General features: G+C 68.3%; 16 protein-coding genes. 11 read left to right on the top strand and 5 right to left on the bottom strand.

Annotated elements, in window-relative coordinates:
* Positions 1–87 precede the first annotated feature (87 nt).
* Positions 88–1,251, bottom strand: coding sequence for an alpha-hydroxy acid oxidase (locus ACEYYA_RS11985; RefSeq protein WP_374800932.1), 1,164 nt, complete (start codon positions 1,249–1,251; stop codon positions 88–90).
* A 128-nt stretch (positions 1,252–1,379) separates the two neighbouring features.
* On the opposite strand from ACEYYA_RS11985, the gene ACEYYA_RS11990 reads away from it, so the two are divergent.
* Positions 1,380–2,153: a ZIP family metal transporter gene (locus ACEYYA_RS11990; protein ID WP_374800934.1), complete on the top strand. Its 774-nt coding sequence runs from the start codon at positions 1,380–1,382 to the stop codon at positions 2,151–2,153.
* Between the two features lie 9 nt (positions 2,154–2,162).
* Here ACEYYA_RS11990 and ACEYYA_RS11995 read toward each other — a convergent pair whose 3' ends face one another.
* The 4 genes from ACEYYA_RS11995 to ACEYYA_RS12010 all read right to left on the bottom strand — a co-directional run bounded on the left by ACEYYA_RS11995 (position 2,163) and on the right by ACEYYA_RS12010 (position 5,650).
* Positions 2,163–3,350 carry an ammonium transporter gene (locus ACEYYA_RS11995; RefSeq protein WP_374801102.1) on the bottom strand — a complete coding sequence of 396 codons (1,188 nt, stop codon included), beginning with the start codon at positions 3,348–3,350 and terminating at the stop codon, positions 2,163–2,165.
* 166 nt (positions 3,351–3,516) lie between these two features.
* The gene (locus tag ACEYYA_RS12000; protein WP_374800936.1) at positions 3,517–4,035 is read right to left on the bottom strand and encodes a CinA family protein; all 519 of its coding nucleotides are present in this window, start codon (positions 4,033–4,035) and stop codon (positions 3,517–3,519) included.
* Positions 4,032–4,526 carry a phosphatidylglycerophosphatase A family protein gene (locus ACEYYA_RS12005; RefSeq protein WP_374800938.1) on the bottom strand — a complete coding sequence of 165 codons (495 nt, stop codon included), beginning with the start codon at positions 4,524–4,526 and terminating at the stop codon, positions 4,032–4,034. Before ACEYYA_RS12005 ends, ACEYYA_RS12000 begins: the two co-directional genes overlap by 4 nt.
* Positions 4,523–5,650, bottom strand: coding sequence for a bifunctional 2-C-methyl-D-erythritol 4-phosphate cytidylyltransferase/2-C-methyl-D-erythritol 2,4-cyclodiphosphate synthase (locus ACEYYA_RS12010; protein WP_374800940.1), 1,128 nt, complete (start codon positions 5,648–5,650; stop codon positions 4,523–4,525). The genes ACEYYA_RS12005 and ACEYYA_RS12010 overlap by 4 nt, the downstream gene beginning before the upstream one ends.
* A gap of 192 nt (positions 5,651–5,842) precedes the next feature.
* On the opposite strand from ACEYYA_RS12010, the gene dusB reads away from it, so the two are divergent.
* From dusB to hflX, 10 genes are all read left to right on the top strand, one after another.
* Positions 5,843–6,904, top strand: coding sequence for a tRNA dihydrouridine synthase DusB (gene dusB / locus ACEYYA_RS12015; RefSeq protein WP_374800942.1), 1,062 nt, complete (start codon positions 5,843–5,845; stop codon positions 6,902–6,904).
* Positions 6,901–7,980, top strand: a complete 1,080-nt coding sequence (locus ACEYYA_RS12020) for a two-component system sensor histidine kinase NtrB (RefSeq protein ID WP_374800944.1) — start codon at positions 6,901–6,903, stop codon at positions 7,978–7,980. The genes dusB and ACEYYA_RS12020 overlap by 4 nt, the downstream gene beginning before the upstream one ends.
* A complete protein-coding gene (locus ACEYYA_RS12025; protein ID WP_374800946.1) occupies positions 7,980–9,356 on the top strand; it encodes a response regulator in 1,377 nt (458 codons plus the stop codon). The genes ACEYYA_RS12020 and ACEYYA_RS12025 overlap by 1 nt, the downstream gene beginning before the upstream one ends.
* 51 nt (positions 9,357–9,407) lie before the next feature.
* Positions 9,408–11,777, top strand: coding sequence for a sensor histidine kinase NtrY-like (locus ACEYYA_RS12030; RefSeq protein WP_374800949.1), 2,370 nt, complete (start codon positions 9,408–9,410; stop codon positions 11,775–11,777).
* Positions 11,778–13,157 (top strand): nitrogen assimilation response regulator NtrX, encoded by a 1,380-nt coding sequence (gene ntrX / locus ACEYYA_RS12035; RefSeq protein ID WP_374800951.1) that lies wholly within the window; start codon positions 11,778–11,780, stop codon positions 13,155–13,157.
* A 54-nt stretch (positions 13,158–13,211) separates the two neighbouring features.
* Entirely contained in the window at positions 13,212–13,724 is a 513-nt protein-coding gene (locus tag ACEYYA_RS12040; RefSeq protein WP_374800953.1) for a hypothetical protein, read from the top strand.
* A 72-nt stretch (positions 13,725–13,796) separates the two neighbouring features.
* Positions 13,797–15,173: a Trk system potassium transporter TrkA gene (gene trkA, locus ACEYYA_RS12045; protein WP_374800955.1), complete on the top strand. Its 1,377-nt coding sequence runs from the start codon at positions 13,797–13,799 to the stop codon at positions 15,171–15,173.
* A 9-nt stretch (positions 15,174–15,182) separates the two neighbouring features.
* Positions 15,183–16,832 (top strand): potassium transporter TrkG, encoded by a 1,650-nt coding sequence (locus ACEYYA_RS12050; protein WP_374800957.1) that lies wholly within the window; start codon positions 15,183–15,185, stop codon positions 16,830–16,832.
* Positions 16,833–16,990: 158 nt separating this feature from the next.
* Entirely contained in the window at positions 16,991–17,224 is a 234-nt protein-coding gene (hfq, locus tag ACEYYA_RS12055; protein ID WP_374800959.1) for an RNA chaperone Hfq, read from the top strand.
* On the top strand, positions 17,221–18,537 hold the full coding sequence (gene hflX / locus ACEYYA_RS12060; RefSeq protein WP_374800961.1) for a GTPase HflX: 1,317 nt from the start codon (positions 17,221–17,223) through the stop codon (positions 18,535–18,537). The genes hfq and hflX overlap by 4 nt, the downstream gene beginning before the upstream one ends.
* Positions 18,538–18,567: the final 30 nt, after the last annotated feature.

The raw sequence follows: 18,567 nt of genomic DNA on the forward strand, positions 1-18,567 counted from the left end.
CCCCCCCCCCCCCCCCCCCCCCCCCCCCCCCCCCCCCCCCCCCCCCCCCCCCCCCCCCCCCCCCCCCCCCCCCCTGCAACGTCCCCATCAGCGATAACCGTCAAGAAATCCGTCCGGCAGCAGCAGATTATGCCGCCCCAGATCCTGCACACGCCGCTCGCCGCACAGGGCCATGGTCACGTCCAGCTCCTTGTGGATGATCTCCAGCACGCGGGTCACCCCGGCCTCGCCCATCGCGCCCAGGCCATAGATGAAGGCCCGCCCGATTGATGTCGCATGCGCCCCCATCGCCAGCGCCTTCAGCACGTCCTGACCGCTGCGTATGCCGGAATCCATATGGATTTCAACGCGGTCTCCGACGGCCTTCACAATCTGTGGCAACATGCGAATGGCCGACAGCGCGCCATCCAGTTGCCGCCCGCCGTGGTTCGACACGACAATCGCATCGGCGCCGAAATCGGCCGCCATGATCGCATCCTCGACATCCAGGATGCCTTTCAGGATCAGCTTGCCGCCCCAGCGGTCGCGGATGCGGGCGATCATCGACCAGTCCAGCTTTTCCTCGAACTGTTCGGAAATCCAGCTTGTCAGGCTGGCGGCATCGCCCACGCCCTCGGCATGGCCGACGATATTGCCAAAGAACCGCCGCTTGGTGCCCAGCATCTCCAGCCCCCAGGCCCATTTCGTCGCGAGGTTCAGCATCGTCGGCAGGGTCAGCTTGGGCGGCGCGGACAGGCCGTTCTTCAGATCCTTGTGGCGCTGCCCCAGGATCTGCAAATCCAGCGTCAAAACCAGTGCGCTGCACCCGGCGGCCTTGGCGCGGTCGATGATGCGGTCGACGAAACCGTGGTCGCGCATCACATAAAGCTGGAACCAGAAGGGCTTGGTCGTATGCGCCGCGACATCCTCGATCGAGCAGATCGACATGGTGGACAGACAGAACGGCACGCCGAACTTTTCCGCCGCGCGCGCCGCCTTGATCTCGCCGTCGGCGGCCTGCATCCCGGTAAAGCCGACCGGCGCCAGGCTGACCGGCATGGTCACCGGCTGGCCGATCATGGTCGAGGCGCTCGAGCGTCCCGACATATCCACCGCCACTTTCTGCCGCAGCCGGATCTGGCTGAAATCGCTGACGTTTTCGCGGAACGTCTGTTCGGTATAGCTGCCCGATTCGGCATAGTCGTAAAACATCCGCGGCGCGCGGCGGCGGTGCATCCGCTTCAGATCCTCGATACAGGTGACGACGGGCATGGTGTTCTCCGCTCTGGTTTGCCCCAGGGTTAGCAACTGGTGCGGCGGCGCGCAATCTGCGGTGGTGTCTCTGGACAAGTCCGGGGCGCGGCTGTTCATTGGCGCGATCAACCGGGAAAGGAACGGTCATGGACCCCATCCTGATGGGCACGCTGGGCGGCTTCGTGGCGGCGCTGGCCACCACGCTGGGGGCGATCCCGGCGCTGGTCGGCAGGTCCATGACGCAGCGCACATCCGATACGATGCTGGGCTTTGCCGCCGGGGTGATGATCTCGGCCAGCTTCTTTTCGCTGATCCTGCCCGGCATCGCGGCGGCCGAGGCGCGGCACGGGTCGGTCACCATCGCCGCCGCCATCGCCGGAACCGGGATCGCACTTGGCGCGGGCTTTGTCGCCTGGCTGAACCGGTCGATCCCGCACGAACATTTCGTCATGGGCCGCGAGGGGGGCGACCCCGCGCAGCTGGCGCGGATCTGGCTGTTCGTGCTGGCCATTGCCATCCACAACTTCCCCGAGGGCCTGTCGATCGGCGTGGCCTTTGGCGCGGGCGATCAGGCCAATGGCCTGTCGGTGATGACCGGCATCGCCATTCAGGACATCCCCGAGGGCATGGCCGTCGCCCTGGCCCTGGTCGGCCAGGGCTATTCGCGCCGCACCGCCTTTCTGGTGACCATGGCCACCGGCCTGATCGAGCCGGTCGGCGCGCTGATCGGTGCGGCCTTGGTCACCGTCATGGGCGGGCTACTGCCCTGGGGGCTGACCTTCGCGGCGGGGGCGATGCTGTATATCATCAGCCATGAAATCGTGCCCGAAACCCACCGAAACGGCCATCAGGATCGCGCCACATTCGGTCTGATGCTGGGGCTGATCCTGATGATGTTTCTGGATGTGACGCTGGGCTAAGCCCGCCGGTCAGGAGTTCACGTCATAGGCGCGTTCGCCATGGGTCGACAGGTCAAGGCCGTTGACCTCGGATTCGTGATCGACGCGCAGGGGGATGACCAAGGACAGGCCGCGCGCGATGGCCCAGGTCGCGGCCACGGTCCAGAGGCCCACGATCAGCAGCGCGCCCAGTTGCGCCATGGCGCTGCCCAGCCCCAGGACCGCGATCATGATCGTGCCGAAGATGCCGCCCACGCCATGCACGGCGAACACGTCCAGCGTGTCGTCGATGCCAAAGCGGTGGCGGATCAGCAGCACGGCCTCCTGGCACAGCACGCCCGCGACCGCGCCGATCAGCACCGCTTGCCAGGGCGCGACATAGCCCGAGGCCGGGGTGATCGAGGCCAGCCCGGCGATGGTGCCCGTCACGATCCCGACCAGCGAGCTGCGGCCGAACTTCACCCGCTCCCACGCGGCCCAGGACAGGGTGGCGGCGGCGGCCGACAGATGGGTGACAGTGATCGCCATCGCGGCGGTGCCGTCGGCGGCCAGTTGCGATCCGCCGTTGAAGCCGAACCAGCCGACCCACAGCATTCCCGCGCCGATGGCGACAAGGCCGGGGCTGTGCGGCGGCGTGGTGCGGTGGCGGCGCGGGCCGACCATGATCGCCAGCACCAGGGCGGCAAGGCCTGCGGTCTCATGCACGACGATGCCCCCGGCGAAATCGCGGGTGCCGAGCGCGCCGAACATGCCGCCATCGGCCATCATGCCCCCGCCCCAGATCCAATGCGCGACCGGCGCATAGACGATCAGCAGCCAGATCGCCGAAAACGCCAGCACGAAGCCAAAGCTGATGCGTTCGGCGAAGGCCCCGACGATCAGCGCCGGGGTGATGACGGCGAAGGTCATCTGAAAGGTGAAAAAGGCGATCTCGGGCAGGCTGCCGCGCAGCGCCTCCGCATCGACCCCGGCCATGAACCAGGGACGCGCGTCAACGAGGCCGCCCAGAAGGCCGTTGCCGGTGCCAAAGGCCAAGGCATAGCCCGCGGCCAGCCAGGTCAGGCTCATCAGTGCGGCGATGGCAAAGACCTGGGCAAAGACAGACAGCAGGTTGCGCGCCCGCACCAGCCCCCCATAGAACAACGCAAGGCCGGGAAGCGACATCAACAGAACCAGCGCACTGGCTGTCATCACCCAGGCGGTATCGGCGGCATTCATTCCCTGCATCCCCAATTTGGTTATCCTTGGGGCTGTCGTGGCGGGCCGCGCGTGGCGCGAAAAGCGGCAGCGGGGCAAAATCCGCCGAAAAGCCGGGCGGTTTTCAAAATGCCCGAAAATCAGGCGGTTTCGGCGGGCAAATGACCGGAATGGGGCAGGGCGCGGATCACGCGCCCAAGGCCTTTGCCAGCAAGTCCAGCGCCTGGTCGCGGGCGGCGGCGCGGACATGGGCGCGGCCAAGCGCGCCGAACTGCACGGTCAGCGCGCGGGTCGGGCGGCCGCGTTCAGCCAGGGCAAAGCAGACCATGCCTTCGGGCTTGGCGGTGGCATAGGCGTCGGCGTGCAGGCAGACGCGGCCCTCGGCGGGCGCCTCTTGCCCGCCCGGCCCGGCAATGCCGGTGATGGCCACGGCGAGGCTGGCGGCGGACCGGCCAAGCGCGCCCTCGGCCATTTCGCGGGCGGTCGCCTCGCTGACCGCGCCATGGGCGGCAAGGGTGGTGTCGGTCACGCCCAGCAGTTCGATCTTGGCGGCGTTGGAATAGGTGACAAAGCCCCGGTCGAACATATCGGACGATCCCGGCAGATCGGTCAGCGCGGCGGCCACCAAGCCGCCGGTGCAGCTTTCGGCGGTGGCGATGCGCGCGCCACGGGCGCGGGCGGCGGCCAGGATCCGTTCGGGCGTCATCGCATCATCACCCCATGGTAAAGCCCCGCCAGGATCAGCGTGCCGATGCCTGCGAACAGGCCCGCCCACAGATCGTCCAGCATCACGCCCGGCGCATCGCCGCGCCGGTCGGCCCGGCCGATCACCCAGGGCTTCCAGATGTCGAACAGCCGAAACAGCAGGAATGCCGCGACCCAGCCCGGCCAGGGGAAATTGTCCAAAGGCAGTCCGCGCGACCAGAAGCCGAAGGCGGGAAAGCACAGGGCCAGCCATTGCCCGGCCACCTCGTCGATCACGATCTCGCTGGCGTCGGGATCGGCCATGCCACGGGTGCCCTGCGCCACCGACCAGAAGCCAAGCGCGGTCACGGCGGCGGTGGCCATGGCCAGCAGCGGCGCGCCGCCCAACCGATAGAGGATCAACCCCGCCGCGATCGCCGCCGCCGATCCCCAGGTGCCGGGCGCAGGCCGCAACGTGCCGATGAAGAAAAAGGTGTTGATGGCGCGGATCATGGCTTCACCAGCGTGGCTGTGGCCAGGGCCGCGATGCCCTCACCCCGGCCGGGAAAGCCCAGCCGTTCGGTGGTGGTGGCCTTCACGGACATGCGGTCGACCTCGATCCCGATGATCGCGGCCAGCGCGGAGCGCATCGCGCCCGCATGGGGACCGATCTTCGGCGCCTCGCAGATCAGCGTCACATCGCAATGGCTGATCCGAAAGCCGCGCGTGCGCGCCAGACCGGCGGCATGGCGAAGGAAGATGTCGCTGGCAGCCCCCTTCCATTGCGGGTCGCTGGGCGGGAAATGCTGGCCGATATCGCCATCTGCCAGCGCGCCATAGATCGCATCGGTCAGCGCATGCATGCCCACATCGGCATCGGAATGGCCCTTCAGCCCCCGATCAAAGGGGATGGTGACGCCGCACAGGACCACATGGTCCCCGGCCTCGAAGGCGTGAACGTCGAAGCCGTTGCCGGTGCGGATATCCATGGCAGTCCCCAGAATGCGGTTGGCCCGGTCGAAATCGCCGGGGAAGGTCAGTTTCAGATTGTCCTCGGACCCCGCCGTGATCGCCACCGGCAGCCCGGCCGCGACCGCCAGCGCCACGTCATCGGGCGCGCTGCCATCGCCCGCGCGATGGGCGGCCAGGATCGCGTCGAAATGAAAGCCCTGCGGGGTTTGCGCGCGCCAAAGCCCCGTGCGGTCGACAAGGCCGGTGACGCGCCCCTGATCGCCGCGCCACAGCGCATCGGTGACAGGCAAGGCGGGGGCGGCGGCGGGGGCGTGATCCAGCGCCGCCAGCACAGCGTCGATCACCGCCCCATCGACCAGCGGGCGCGCGCCGTCATGGATCAGCACGCGGCTGACGCCTGTGCCCTCCAGCGCCTCAAGCGCGTTTCGGATCGAGGCCGCGCGCGTCGCACCCCCGGCGATCAGCGTCACCGCCCCGCGCGTCAGTTCGGCGGCAAGCGCCATCTGATCGGGCGGCACCGTCACCACGATGCGGCCGCGCCCGGCAAAGGCCGCAATGGTGCGCGCGATCACCGGCACGCCGGCCAGATCGCGCCACTGCTTTGCCGGGCCGTCGCCCATGCGGCTGCCCTGTCCGGCGGCGGTGATGATGATCGCAACGCTCATGCCCAAGGTGCTACCCCCCTGCGATCACCCGCGCAAGGGTGGGTTCGGCGCCCTTTTCCTGCCTGTCTGTCTGGCGTTTCGCCTAAAAAACAGGCAAAAGCCGCGAAAAGCGCGGATCTGGCCGGGCCACGGCCCTGGTTTGTCATCCCAATCGCTACCGCCCGCGTTAAGCCCCCGTCAAAGGATGCCCTGATGTCGATGCCGATGCCCAGCCAGCCCGTTGCGCCGCCACCCATGATCGGTGATGTGCGGCTGGCGTCCTGCGTGGCGCTGGCGCCGATGGCGGGGATCACCGATCAGCCGTTTCGCGCCGTGGTCGCGGGCTTTGGCGCGGGGCTGGTGGTGTCCGAGATGGTCGCCTCGGCCGAGATGGTGACGGCGCGGCCTTCGGTTCGCGCGCAGATCCGCGCCAAGGCGGAAATCGCCGGGGCGGGGGATGTGCCGGTTTCGGTGCAACTGGCCGGGCGCGAGGCCGCGCCGATGGGCCGGGCGGCGCGGATCGTGGCCGGGATGGGGGCGCGGATCATCGACATCAACATGGGCTGTCCGGCGCGCAAGGTGACGGGCGGGCTGTCGGGATCGGCGCTGATGCGCGACCCCGACCATGCGCTTCGCCTGATCGAGGCGGTGGCCGAGGCGGGGCAGGCCGAGGGCGGCGTGCCGGTGACGCTGAAGATGCGGCTGGGCTGGGATCACGATGGCCTGAACGCGCCGCTGATCGCCGCGCGGGCGCGCGACGCGGGGGTGGCGATGGTGGTGATCCATGGCCGGACGCGGGCGCAGTTTTACACGGGGCAGGCCGATTGGGCGGCGATCGCGCCGACCCGTGCGGCGCTGCCCGGTGTGGTGCTGCTGGCCAATGGCGATGTGACGGGGCCGGCGTCGGCGCGGGCGGCGATGGCGGCATCCGGTGCCGATGGGGTGATGGTCGGGCGCGGCGCGCAGGGCCGCCCTTGGATCGTCGCGCAGATCGGCGCGGCTTTGGCTGGCCAGACCCCGCCTGACGCGCCGCAGGGAAGGGCGCTGGCCGATCTGATCGGCGCCCATCATCAGGCGATGCTGGGCTTTTACGGCACCGATCTTGGCCTGCGCGTGGCGCGCAAGCATCTGGGCTGGTATGCCGATGCGGCAGGCGTTGCGGCGGCGGATCGCAAGCGGCTGCTGACCGCGCCCGACGCCGCCACGGCCCAGCGGCTGATTGCGGCGATCTTTGCCGATGCCCCCGGTGATGCCCCCGGAAAGGCCGCCGCATGACCGGCTTCGGGCAGATCTGGGCCTCGCTGCCCGTGCCCGCGCTGGTGATCGGCGCTGACGACCGCATCAGCGCCGTCAATCCGCAGGCCGAGCTGTTCTTCAACCTGTCGGCCCGCAGCCTGACCGGCACACGGCTGGGCGAGCGTATCCGGCTGTCCACCGATCTGGCCCCGGTGCTGGCGCGGCTGCGGGTCAGCCAGTCGTCGCATTTTGTCAATGACGTCGACGTCAGCCGCGCCGATCTGGAGGATGCGATCTGCACCGTGCAGGCCGCGCCGCTGGCCGATGCCGAGGGGCAGGCGCTGGTGCTGTTCACGCCGCGCGATGTGACCGAACGGCTGGGGCGCGCCGGGGCCAGCCGTTCTGCCGCGCGCGCCGCCATCGGCATGGCCGAGATGCTGGCGCATGAGATCAAGAACCCGCTGGCCGGGATCGCGGGGGCGGCGCAACTGCTGTCGATGAACCTGACCCCCGAGGATCAGGAGCTGGCCGCGCTGATCGTCGATGAAACCCGCCGCGTGGTCAAACTGCTGGAACAGGTCGAACAGTTCGGCGACACCCGCCCCCCCGAATGCCGCGCGGTGAACATCCACGACGTGCTGGACCGCGCGCGACGCATGGCGACCATGGGCTACGGCGCGGCGATGACGATGATCGAGGATTACGACCCCTCGCTGCCCGCCACCTGGGGCGATGCCGATCAACTGGTGCAGGTGTTCCTGAACCTGCTGAAGAACGCCATCGAGGCCGCACCCGGCGGGCGCGGCACGATCCGGCTGCATACGTTCTACGACCACGCCTTGCGCCTGCGCGGGCCGGACGGGCAGGGCCGGACGCTGCCCTTGCAGATCGAGGTGATCGACGACGGCCCCGGCATTCCGCCCGCGCTTGCCGCCGAGATCTTCGAGCCGTTTGTGTCCGGGCGCGAGAATGGCACCGGCCTCGGTCTGGCTTTGGTCGCCAAGATCATCGCCGATCACGGCGGCCTTGTGGGCGTCGACAGCCGCCCCGGCCGCACCGTGTTCCGGCTGTCGCTGCCGCTTGCGCCGCGCCGCGCCGAACAGGAGGAAAGCTGATGGATGGCACCGTTCTTGTCGCCGATGACGACCGTACGATCCGCACGGTGCTGACCCAGGCGCTGACCCGCGCGGGCGTCAAGGTTCACGCCACCGCCAGCCTGGTCACGCTGATGCGATGGGTGGATGAGGGCAAGGGCGATCTGGTCATCACCGATGTGATGATGCCCGATGGCAATGGCATCGACCTGATCCCGCAGATCGCGCGCCGCCGTCCCGGCCTGCCGGTGATCGTGATTTCGGCGCAGAACACCATCGTCACTGCGATCCGCGCCGCCGAGGCCGAGGCGTTCGACTATCTGCCCAAGCCCTTTGACCTGCCCGATCTGATGAAACGCGCCGCCCGCGCGCTGGACAGCCGCCGGTCGCGGCCCGCGCCCAACCCCCGCGCGCCCAACCCCGCGCCCGATGCCGAACTGCCGCTGGTTGGGCGGACCCCCGCGATGCAGGCGCTGTATCGGCTGGTTGCGCGGGTGATGAATGCCGATCTGCCGGTGCTGATCGCCGGGGAATCGGGCACCGGCAAATCGCTGATCGCGCGCGCCATCCACGACTTTTCCGACCGCCGCACTTTGCCCTTTGTCAGCGTCACCGCCGCCGATCTGGTCGGGCATGAGGCGACGGACATGATCCTGAGCCGGGTGCGCGGCGGATCGCTTGTGCTGGATGAGGTCGCTGATTTCGACGCCGAGGCGCAGGGGCGGCTGGCGCGGATGATGGACGCGCTGCCGCAGCCCGCGCCGCGCATCCTGGCCACCAGTCAGCGCGATCTGGCCGCAGAGGTGCAGGCCGGTCGCTTCCGGCAGGATTTGTTCTATCGGTTGGGCGGGGTCGTGCTGGCCGTGCCGCCCTTGCGCGAAAGGATCGAGGATATCGCGCTTTTGTCCGATCACACGCTGGCCCGGATCGAGCGTGAGGGCGGCCCGCTGCGGCGTCTGGCCGCGCCGGCTGCGGCCTTTTTGCGCGGCTACCCCTGGCCCGGCAATGTGCGGCAGCTGGAAAACACCCTGCGCCGCCTGGCCGTGACCGCCGCCGGGGATGAGATCACCCGCCCCGAAGTCGAGGCCGCCCTGGCCCGCCAGCCCGGCATGGCCGCCGAAGCCGGTGCCGTCAGCGCCGAGACCGAGCGCCTTCAGGCCGCCGTCGCCCGGCATATCCAGCGCTATTTCGACCTGCATGGCGGCGCGCTGCCGCCGCCCGGCGTCTATGACCGTATCCTGCATGAAATCGAGGTGCCACTGCTGGAAATCGCGCTGGCCGCGACCGGCGGCAACCAGGCCAGATGTGCCGACCTGCTGGGCATCAACCGCAATACCTTGCGCAAGAAGCTGACCGATCTGAACATTCAGGTTTCGCGCCGCCGCAAGATGATGTAAACGCGCAACAGGTGTGGCCTTTTTCGCTTTGGCCCGCCGGGGGCAAGGCAGATGACGCGCGACGCCAGCATTTCGACAACGGGGCCAGCCGTGCAGCCGGGGCTGTGGCAGCGGCTGGGGCGTCGTGGTGCGCGTCGGCGGGTGCTGAACATCCTGACGCTGCTTTTGGTCGCGCTTGGCCCGGTGCTGGCGCTTGCGACCTTTGCCGCGCTTGGTCCCTTTGGCCGGGGGCTGGAATCGGGGGGGCTGCGCACCCTTCTGCTGGTCGATCTGGTCTATCTGCTGGTCGTCGCGGGGCTGGTGCTGACGCGGCTGGCGCGGGCGATCATCGAACGCCGCCGCGGCTCGGCCGGGTCGCGGCTGCACGCACGGCTGGCGGCGATCTTTACCGGCGTGGCCTTGGTGCCCACCATTCTGGTCGCCGTGTTCGGCGGGCTGACCGTCAACATCGGTCTGGACGGCTGGTTTTCCGACCGGGTGCAGCGCGTGGTCGCCACCTCGCTGGATGCCGCCGAGGCCTATCAGAACGAACATCGCCGCGATCTGACCGCCGATGCGCGGGCGCTGCGCGCGATGCTGGCCGCCGCTCGCGACGAACGCCCGCTGATCAGCGACGGCGACTGGCGCGAGGTGCTGACCGCCGGTCAGATGCAGGTGCAGCGCGGCCTGAAAGAAGCCTTTGTCATCGACGGCACCGGCCAGATCCGGGCGCGGGGCGACCGGTCGTATCTTTTCGATTACGAACAGCCCAGCCCCGCCGATCTGGACCGCGCGCGCGCCGGCGAAACCGTGCTGATCGAGGATTGGTCCAGCAACGAGTTCCGCGCTTTGGCGCAGATCAGCCCGCTGACCGACCGCTTCGTCTATATCTCGCGCGCGGTGGATGGCGATCTGCTGGGGCTTCTGGACGACACCCGCGAAACCGTCGGCCTTTATAACCAGCTTGAGGCGACGCGGGGCCGGATGCTGGCCGAGTTTGCGCTGCTGTATCTGGGCTTTGCGCTGCTGCTGACGCTGGCGGCGATGTGGCTGGGGCTGTGGCTGGCCGAACGGCTGTCGCGCCCCATCGGGCAGTTGGCGCAGGCCGCCGAACGGGTGGGCGGCGGCGATCTGGACGTGCAGGTGCGCCCGGCCAGCGGCAATGACGAAATCGCCACTTTGGGGCAGGTGTTCAACACCATGACCCGGCAGCTTAAGGCACAGCGCGACGCGCTGGTGGCGGCCAATGCCACGTCCGAGGAACGTGGGCGGCGGTTTGATTCCGTGCTGTCCTCGGTCACATCGGGGGTGATCGGGCTGGATGCGGCGGGCGAGGTCGATTTTCTGAACCGCTCGGCGCAGCGCCTGCTGGCGCTGGACCCGGCCCGCGATCACGACCGCCCGCTGGCCGAGGCCGTGCCCGAATTCGCCGCGCTCTTTGCCCGGCTGACCGACGGCATCGCCGATGTCGTGCAAGAGGAAATCCGCGTCAGCCGCGATGGCCGTCTGGAAAGCCTGCTGGTGCGCATCGCCAAGCGCCACGCCGCCGATGGCAACCCCGAAGGCTATGTCGTGGCCTTCGAGGACGTCACCGAACTGGTCAGCGCGCAGCGCATGGCCGCCTGGGGCGATGTCGCCCGCCGCATCGCGCATGAGATCAAGAACCCGCTGACGCCCATTGCGCTGTCGGCCGAACGGTTGCGACGCAAGTTCGCACCGCTGGCCGGCGATCAGGCCGAGGCGCTGGACCAATATACCGGCGTCATCATCCGCCAGACCGGCGATCTGCGCCGCATCATCGACGAGTTTTCAAAGTTCGCGCGGATGCCCGAACCCGACCGGCGCGATCACGATCTGGCGCGGCTCTTGCGCGATATTGCCACGCTGCAACAGGACGCGCTGGATGGCGCCCGGCTGGTGGCCGACATTCCGCCCGGCGATCTGGTGATGACCTTTGACGACACGATGATCGGACAGGCGATCACCAATCTGGTCAAGAACGCGGGCGAGGCGATCGGGATGCTGCGCCAGAAGGGCGCGCCCGAGGGCTGGCAGCCGCAGGTGCATCTGTCGCTGACCACCACCCCCGACGCCGCGATCATCCGCATCCGCGACAATGGCATCGGCCTGCCCGAGGATCGATCCCGGCTGTTCGAACCCTATGTCACCCATCGCCCCGGCGGCACCGGGCTGGGTCTGCCGATCGTGAAAAAGATCATCGAGGAACATGGCGGCGCGCTTGTGCTGACCGATGGGCCGGACGATCTGACCCCGCGCGGCGCCCAGGCCGAGATCCGCCTGCCGCGCGCCCGTGGCGCCACCGGCAACGGCCATGGCCCGTCGCGCGCCAGCCTGCCGCGCAGCCCGCGCGACCCGTTCAAATCCCCCGTCGAGACCGCCCATCCAGAAGGCGGCCCAGACATGCAGACCGAAGGCAGATAGATGAGCAACGACATCCTGATTGTGGACGACGAAAAGGACATCCGCGAACTGATCGGCGACATCCTGAAGGATGAGGGTTTCCCGATCCGGCTGGCCGGCAATTCCGACGAGGCAATGGCCCAGATCAACGCCGAGGCGCCGGCGCTGCTGATCCTGGACATCTGGCTGAAGGACAGCCGGATGGACGGGATCGACATCCTGAAGCTGGTCAAGCGCAACATGCCCGATGTGCCGGTGGTCATCATCTCGGGGCATGGGAATATCGAAATCGCCGTCGCCGCGATCAAGCAGGGCGCTTATGATTTCATCGAAAAGCCCTTCAACATCGATCAGTTGCTGGTCGTCATCGGCCGCGCGATGGAGGCGTCGAAGCTGCGGCGCGAAAACGCCAGCCTGCGCAAGCGCGAGACCAGCCCGGCCGACATGCTGGGGGCCTCGCCCGCGTTTCGCAAGCTGCGCGACCAGCTTGACAAGGTGACGAAATCGAACGCCCGCGTGATGCTGACCGGCGCGCCGGGATCGGGCAAGGAAATGGCCGCGCGCTATATCCACGCCCATTCGACGCGCGCCGATGCGCCCTTCGTGACCGTGACCTGCGCCGCCATCGACCCCGACCGGATGGAGGACGTGCTGTTTGGCCGCGAAAGCCCTGATCGCGGCATCGAAAAGGGCCTGCTGGAACAGGCGCATGGCGGCATCATCTATTTCGATGAGGTGGGCGACCTGCCGATGGGCACCCAGCCGCGCCTGCTGCGGGTGCTGACCGAACAAAGCTTCACCCGCGCGGGTGGGGCCAACAAGGTGCAGGTGGATGTGCGGGTGATCTCCTCGACCACGCGCAACCTGCCCGCCGAAATCGCCGCCGGCAACTTCCGCCAGGAACTGTTCGACCGGCTGAACGTCGTCCCCGTCGCCGTGCCCGCGCTGTCGGAACGGCGCGAGGATATCGTCGAACTGGCCCAGCATTTCATCGCCGGTTTTCACGCAAGCCAGGGCCTGCCGCTGCGCGAGATCGCGGCGGATGCGGCCTCGGTCCTGCAGACGATGGACTGGCCCGGCAACATCCGGCAGTTGCGCAACGTCATTGAACGCATCCTGATCCTGGGCGAGGGCCAAGGCCCGATCGACCCGCGCGAGGTCGGCGGCCCCGCCGGCAGCGACGAGTCCGAGGGCCGTGTGACGCTGGCCGCGCCGATGACCGCGCTGCCCCTGCGCGAGGCGCGCGAGCTGTTCGAACGCGAATATCTGGTCACCCAGATCAACCGCTTCGGCGGCAACATCAGCCGCACCGCCGGTTTCGTCGGCATGGAACGCAGCGCCCTGCACCGCAAGCTGAAGTCGCTGGGCGTCGTCTCGGGACATGTGGTGGGCGAGGATTAGAGATCAGGACCGCAACCGGCCCGGCGGATTTTCGGGCCATGAAGGTGTATTGTGATGGACAGCATTTCAACCTTGGCCAGCGTCGTTTCGGCGCTGGCGGCGATCGCGGTGCCGGTGATCCTGCTTTATTGGGCGCCACGGCTTGCGCAGGCGGATCGGCGCAAGACCCGCGATCAGATCCAGACCGAACTGACCGAGGCCATCGCCGCGCTTCAGGCCGAGATTGCCAAGGTGCGCGACGGCTTTTCCGTCAAGGGTCACGGCATCGAACTGGACCAGGCTGCATGCGTTCGGCTGGAACAGGATTCCAACCGGCTGGCGCGCGACCTTGATCTGATCCTGCGGGCCTTCGCGCAGACAATGGCCGAACATGGCCGCGACAGCCTGCGCCAGACCGCGCGCACGATCCGGGCCGATCACCTGTTGAACGACCTGCAAGACTGGCGGTCTCAGGAATTGCGGGACTGGCTCAGGAATTGTGATCGCAAGCTGACGCAGGCCTCGGCGCATCGGCATTTCCAGTTGATGTCCGAAAAGGCCGACGAGGTGGTTCAGGCGCTGCGGTAAGCGGCCCGCTGCAGCCCCCGTTGACGCAAGCCCGCCCGCGCGCGACAACGGGGGGCAAGCGAAAGGACGGCCATGAAGATCATCGTCTGCGGTGCGGGCCAGGTGGGCTGGCAGATCGCCCGGCATCTGTCGGGCGAACGCAATGACATCACCGTCATCGACGCCAACCCCGAACTGGTGCGGCGCGCCACCGATGCGCTGGATGTGCAGGGCGTGGTCGGCTTTGCCAGCCACCCCGAGGTGCTGGACCGCGCCGGTGCGCGCGATTGCGATCTGATCATCGCCGCCACCCAGTCCGACGAAGTGAACATGGTGATCTGCCAGATCGCCCATTCGGTCTTTGCCGTCACCCGCAAGATCGCCCGCATCCGGAGCCGCGCCTATCTGGATGCGATCTATTCCGACCTTTACCAGACCGAGCACCTGCCCATCGACGTCATCATCAGCCCCGAGATCGAGGTCGCCGAGGCGGCGCTGAAGCGGCTGGCGGTGCCCTCGGCCTTTGACGCCGAGACCTTTCTGGGCGGGCGGGCGCAGCTTCTGGGCCTTGCGCTGGATGGCAATTGCCCGGTGCTGAACACGCCGCTGACCGATCTGACCGACCTGTTTTCCTCGCTGCGGGCGCGGGTGGTGGGGATCCGCCGCGAGGGGCGTCTGTTCGCGCCCGAGCCGCGCGACCAGTTGTTTGCGGGCGACCACATCCACGTGCTGACCGTCACCGAGGATCTGCCGCGCACCGTCGAGATCTTCGGAAAATCCGGGGCGCGGGCGGAACGGGTGCTGATCGTCGGCGGCGGCAATGTCGGGCTGACGGTGGCGCAAAAGCTGGAACAGCGCGGCACCGGTATCCGGGCGCGGATCATCGACAGCGACCGGGCGCGGGCGGAACTGGCCGCCGACAGTCTGGCGCGCACCATCGTGCTGCATGGCGACGGGCTGTCGGCCGAACTGCTGGACGAGGCCGGGGTGGAACGCACCGATGCGATCCTGATGCTGACCGATGACGACAAGACCAACATCCTGGGCGCGGTGCGCGCCAAGGCCCTTGGGGCGCGGATGGCGATTTCGCTGGTCAATGACCCGACCATGGTGCCGCTGGCGGCGGAACTGAACATCGACGCCCATATCAACCCGCGCGCCACCACCGTCAGCTCGATCCTGCGCCACATCCGCCATGGCCGGGTGCGCGCGATCTATTCGATCGGCGATGCCGAGGCCGAGGTGATCGAGGCACAGGTGCTGTCGACCTCGCCCCTGACGGGCCGGGCGATCCGCGATGTAGGCTTTCCCGAAGGCGCGGTGCTGGGCGCGGTGATGAAATCGGGCCGCGTGGTGATGCCTACCGGCGACACCCGCATCGAGGAAGGCGACGTGGTGGTGATCTTCAGCCTCAGCGCCGATGTCCCCGAGATCGAGCGCCTGTTGCAGGTCTCGATCGACTATTTCTAGGGGCGCGCGATGACCCGACTGGCGCGCCGCCTGCCGCTGATGGTGATCCTGGCCGGGATCGGCTGCATCGCGATGTTCGTGCCCGCGATCCATGCCGGGGTGGCGCATGATCTGCGGGTGGCGCGGTCGTTCCTGCATGCGGGCAGCCTGGGGCTGATCCTGGTGGTGCTGGCGGGGCTGGCGACCAGCGCCGATCCTGCGCCGCCGGGCACCGCGCGCCAGGCGCGGTCGCATCTGCTGACCGTGCTGGCGGCCTTTACGATGCTGCCCCTGGGTTTGGCGATCCCGTTCAATGAATCGATCCCCGACACCGGCCTGTTCAACGCCTGGTGGGAAATGGTGTCGGCCTTCACCACCACGGGGGCCACGCTTTATGACCCGGCGCGGCTGTCGCCCAGCCTGCATCTGTGGCGCGCGATCGTGGGCTGGCTGGGCGGTCTGTTCATCCTGATCGCGGCGATCTCGATCCTGGCGCCGCTGAAGATCGGCGGGTTCGAGATGATGTCGGCGCCCGGCGGCGGCAGTCAGGACAACCTGACGCGGCTGGGCGTGGGGGCGGGCGCGGATGCAGGTCGAGCCGGGGCGCGGCTGCAACCCGTGCCGGGCGAGGCGGTGGACGCCGCCGCCCGGCTGATGCGCTTTGCGCGTGTTCTGGCGCCGGTCTATGCGGCGATCACGCTGGGCTTGTGGGTGGCGCTGATGCTGGCGGGCGATCCGGCGCTGGTGGCGTTGTGTCACGCGATGGCCACGGTCTCGACCTCGGGGATCACGCCGATCGCGGGGCCGGTGGCGGGGATGACTGCGGGGCCGCAGCCCATCGGCCTGACCGCCGGATCGGGGCTGATGGGCGAGGTGCTGATCGCGCTTGTCCTGATCCTTGCGCTATCGCGCCGCCTGTGGCCGGCCGAGGGCAAGCTGCTGCGCGCTTCCGACCGGCTGGCGCGCGATCCCGAATTGCGGCTGGCGGCGCTGATCGTGATCGCCGTGCCCGCCGTCTTGGTGGCGCGCCACATCGCCTTTCACGCCGCCGTGCCGACCCAGGCGATCACCCCCTGGCAGAACCTGGCCGAGGCCGCCCGCACCGCCTGGGCCGGGGCCTTTACCGCCTTGTCCTTCCTGACCACCACCGGGTTCGAGGCGCGCGACTTTGCCCTGGCACGCGGCTGGTCGGGGCTGTCGGCGCCGGGGCTGATGCTGGCCGGGCTGGCGATCACCGGGGGCGGCGTCGCCACCGTCGCGGGCGGGGTCAAGCTGTTGCGCGTCGCGGCGCTGATGATGCACGGCCGGCATGAGCTTGACCGCCTGCTGCATCCCGCGGTCGTTCCCGGCGGCGGCCGCATCGCCCGCCGGCTGCGCAGCGAGGCGGCATTTCTGGCCTTCCTGTTCTTCATGCTGTTTGCCGCCGCCATCGCCGTCGTCACCGCGCTTGTGTCGCTGTCCAACCTGGCCTTTCTTCAGGCGATGATGCTGTCGATCTCGGCCTTGTCGAACACCGGGCCGCTGGCGGCGGTGTCGGGTGCGCTGACCGGCGTCGGCGCGCCAAGCTGGTCGGGGCTGGCGGACATGACCAAGGCGGTGCTGGCCGGCGCAATGGTGCTGGGGCGGCTGGAAACGCTGGCCATTCTGGCGCTGTTCAACCGCGAATTGTGGCGGTCCTGATAGCGTCGGACATGGTCTGGACATGGACTTGCAGTCACGCCACAAATCGACTAGCGCTAAAGTGATCGGCGGGGTGATCCCCGGCCGCGCCCCGCAACCCCTTGAGCTGACGACAAGAACCACCACCAAGAAGCCCACGAAGAAGCAAGGAAACGCCCATGGCCTCGGACAAGCAGAACCTTCAGGACGCCTTTCTGAACCACGTCCGCAAATCGAAGGTCGCGGTGACGATCTTTCTGATCAACGGCGTGAAATTGCAGGGCGTCATCACCTGGTTCGACAATTTCTGCGTGCTTCTGCGCCGCGACGGCCAATCGCAACTGGTGTATAAACACGCGATTTCCACGATCATGCCCGGCCAGCCCATCACCCTTTATGAAGGCGACGATTGAGCGCGCATGACACCGCAAAGGCCCTGACCCGCGCCTTTGTGATCCACCCCGATCTGCGCGATGGCCGCACCCGCCGCGCCCCCGACCTGGCCCTGTCCGAGGCCGTGGCGCTTGCCGCCGCGCTGCCCGATCTGGACATTCAGGGCGCCGAGGTCGTGCGGCTGCGCGACCCGCATCCGGGCCATCTGTTCGGCACCGGCAAGCTGGATGAAATCGGGGCGCAGTTGCGCGAGGCCGAGATCGACCTGGTGCTGGTCGACGGCCCGGTGACACCGGTGCAGCAGCGCAATCTGGAAAAACACTGGGATGTCAAACTGCTGGATCGCACCGCGTTGATCCTGGAAATCTTCGCCGACCGCGCCCGCACCCGCGAAGGGGTGTTGCAGGTGGAACTGGCCGCGCTCAGCTATCAACGCAGTCGCCTGGTGCGCGCCTGGACCCACCTGGAACGGCAGCGCGGCGGTTTCGGCTTTGTCGGCGGCCCCGGCGAAACCCAGATCGAGGCCGACCGCCGCGCCATCGACGAACAGGTGATCCGCCTGCGCCGGCAACTGGCCAAGGTGGTGAAAACGCGCGAGCTTCACCGATCCGCGCGGCGCAAGGTGCCGTTCCCGATCGTCGCCTTGGTCGGCTATACCAATGCCGGCAAATCGACGCTGTTCAACCACCTGACCGGGGCCGAGGTGATGGCCAAGGACATGCTGTTTGCCACGCTGGATCCGACGATGCGCGGCCTCACGCTGCCCTCGGGGCGCAAGGTGATCCTGTCGGACACCGTGGGTTTCATCAGCGATCTGCCGCATGAACTGGTCGCCGCCTTCCGCGCCACGCTGGAGGAGGTGCTGGAGGCCGACCTGATCCTGCATGTGCGCGACATTTCCCACCCCGAGACCGAGGAACAGGCCGGTGACGTGGGCGACATCCTGGAAAGTCTGGGCGTCGATGAGGATGTGGCGCTGATCGAGGTCTGGAACAAGATCGACGCGCTGTCGCCCGAGACCCGCGCGGCGCTGCTGACCACCGACGCGCGGCGCGGCGATGTGGCGGCGGTCAGCGCGGTGACGGGGCAGGGCCTGCCCGGCCTTGTCGCGGCCATCGAGGCGCGGCTGGACGAATTGGAACAATCCCGCGACGGCGCGCGCCGGGTGCAGGTGATCGACCTGACCTTTGCCGATGGCCGCGCGCGCGCGTGGCTGCATGATGCGGGCGTGGTGCAGGACGAGCGGGAAACCGAGACCGGCCACCGCCTGACCCTGCGCTGGACCGCGCGCCAGCAGGGCGAATATGCGGCGCTTTTCGGCGGGGCCGACTGAACCCTGCCGCACCCGCGTGCGTTGACGCGC

The organism is Paracoccus zhouxuedongae, assembly GCF_041927815.1.
GTDB lineage: Bacteria > Pseudomonadota > Alphaproteobacteria > Rhodobacterales > Rhodobacteraceae > Paracoccus.

Bases quoted from the DNA above. Each gene is read 5' to 3' on its own strand.
- trkA (WP_374800955.1), top strand. From the start codon at position 13,797: ATGAAGATCATCGTCTGCGGTGCGGGCCAGGTGGGCTGGCAGATCGCC.
- ACEYYA_RS12010 (WP_374800940.1), bottom strand. From the start codon at position 5,650: ATGAGCGTTGCGATCATCATCACCGCCGCCGGACAGGGCAGCCGCATG.
- ACEYYA_RS11990 (WP_374800934.1), top strand. From the start codon at position 1,380: ATGGACCCCATCCTGATGGGCACGCTGGGCGGCTTCGTGGCGGCGCTG.
- hfq (WP_374800959.1), top strand. From the start codon at position 16,991: ATGGCCTCGGACAAGCAGAACCTTCAGGACGCCTTTCTGAACCACGTC.
- ACEYYA_RS12005 (WP_374800938.1), bottom strand. From the start codon at position 4,526: ATGATCCGCGCCATCAACACCTTTTTCTTCATCGGCACGTTGCGGCCT.
- ACEYYA_RS12040 (WP_374800953.1), top strand. From the start codon at position 13,212: ATGGACAGCATTTCAACCTTGGCCAGCGTCGTTTCGGCGCTGGCGGCG.
- dusB (WP_374800942.1), top strand. From the start codon at position 5,843: ATGTCGATGCCGATGCCCAGCCAGCCCGTTGCGCCGCCACCCATGATC.
- ACEYYA_RS12000 (WP_374800936.1), bottom strand. From the start codon at position 4,035: ATGACGCCCGAACGGATCCTGGCCGCCGCCCGCGCCCGTGGCGCGCGC.
- ntrX (WP_374800951.1), top strand. From the start codon at position 11,778: ATGAGCAACGACATCCTGATTGTGGACGACGAAAAGGACATCCGCGAA.
- ACEYYA_RS12025 (WP_374800946.1), top strand. From the start codon at position 7,980: ATGGATGGCACCGTTCTTGTCGCCGATGACGACCGTACGATCCGCACG.
- ACEYYA_RS12030 (WP_374800949.1), top strand. From the start codon at position 9,408: ATGACGCGCGACGCCAGCATTTCGACAACGGGGCCAGCCGTGCAGCCG.
- ACEYYA_RS11985 (WP_374800932.1), bottom strand. From the start codon at position 1,251: ATGCCCGTCGTCACCTGTATCGAGGATCTGAAGCGGATGCACCGCCGC.
- ACEYYA_RS12050 (WP_374800957.1), top strand. From the start codon at position 15,183: ATGACCCGACTGGCGCGCCGCCTGCCGCTGATGGTGATCCTGGCCGGG.
- ACEYYA_RS11995 (WP_374801102.1), bottom strand. From the start codon at position 3,350: ATGAATGCCGCCGATACCGCCTGGGTGATGACAGCCAGTGCGCTGGTT.
- ACEYYA_RS12020 (WP_374800944.1), top strand. From the start codon at position 6,901: ATGACCGGCTTCGGGCAGATCTGGGCCTCGCTGCCCGTGCCCGCGCTG.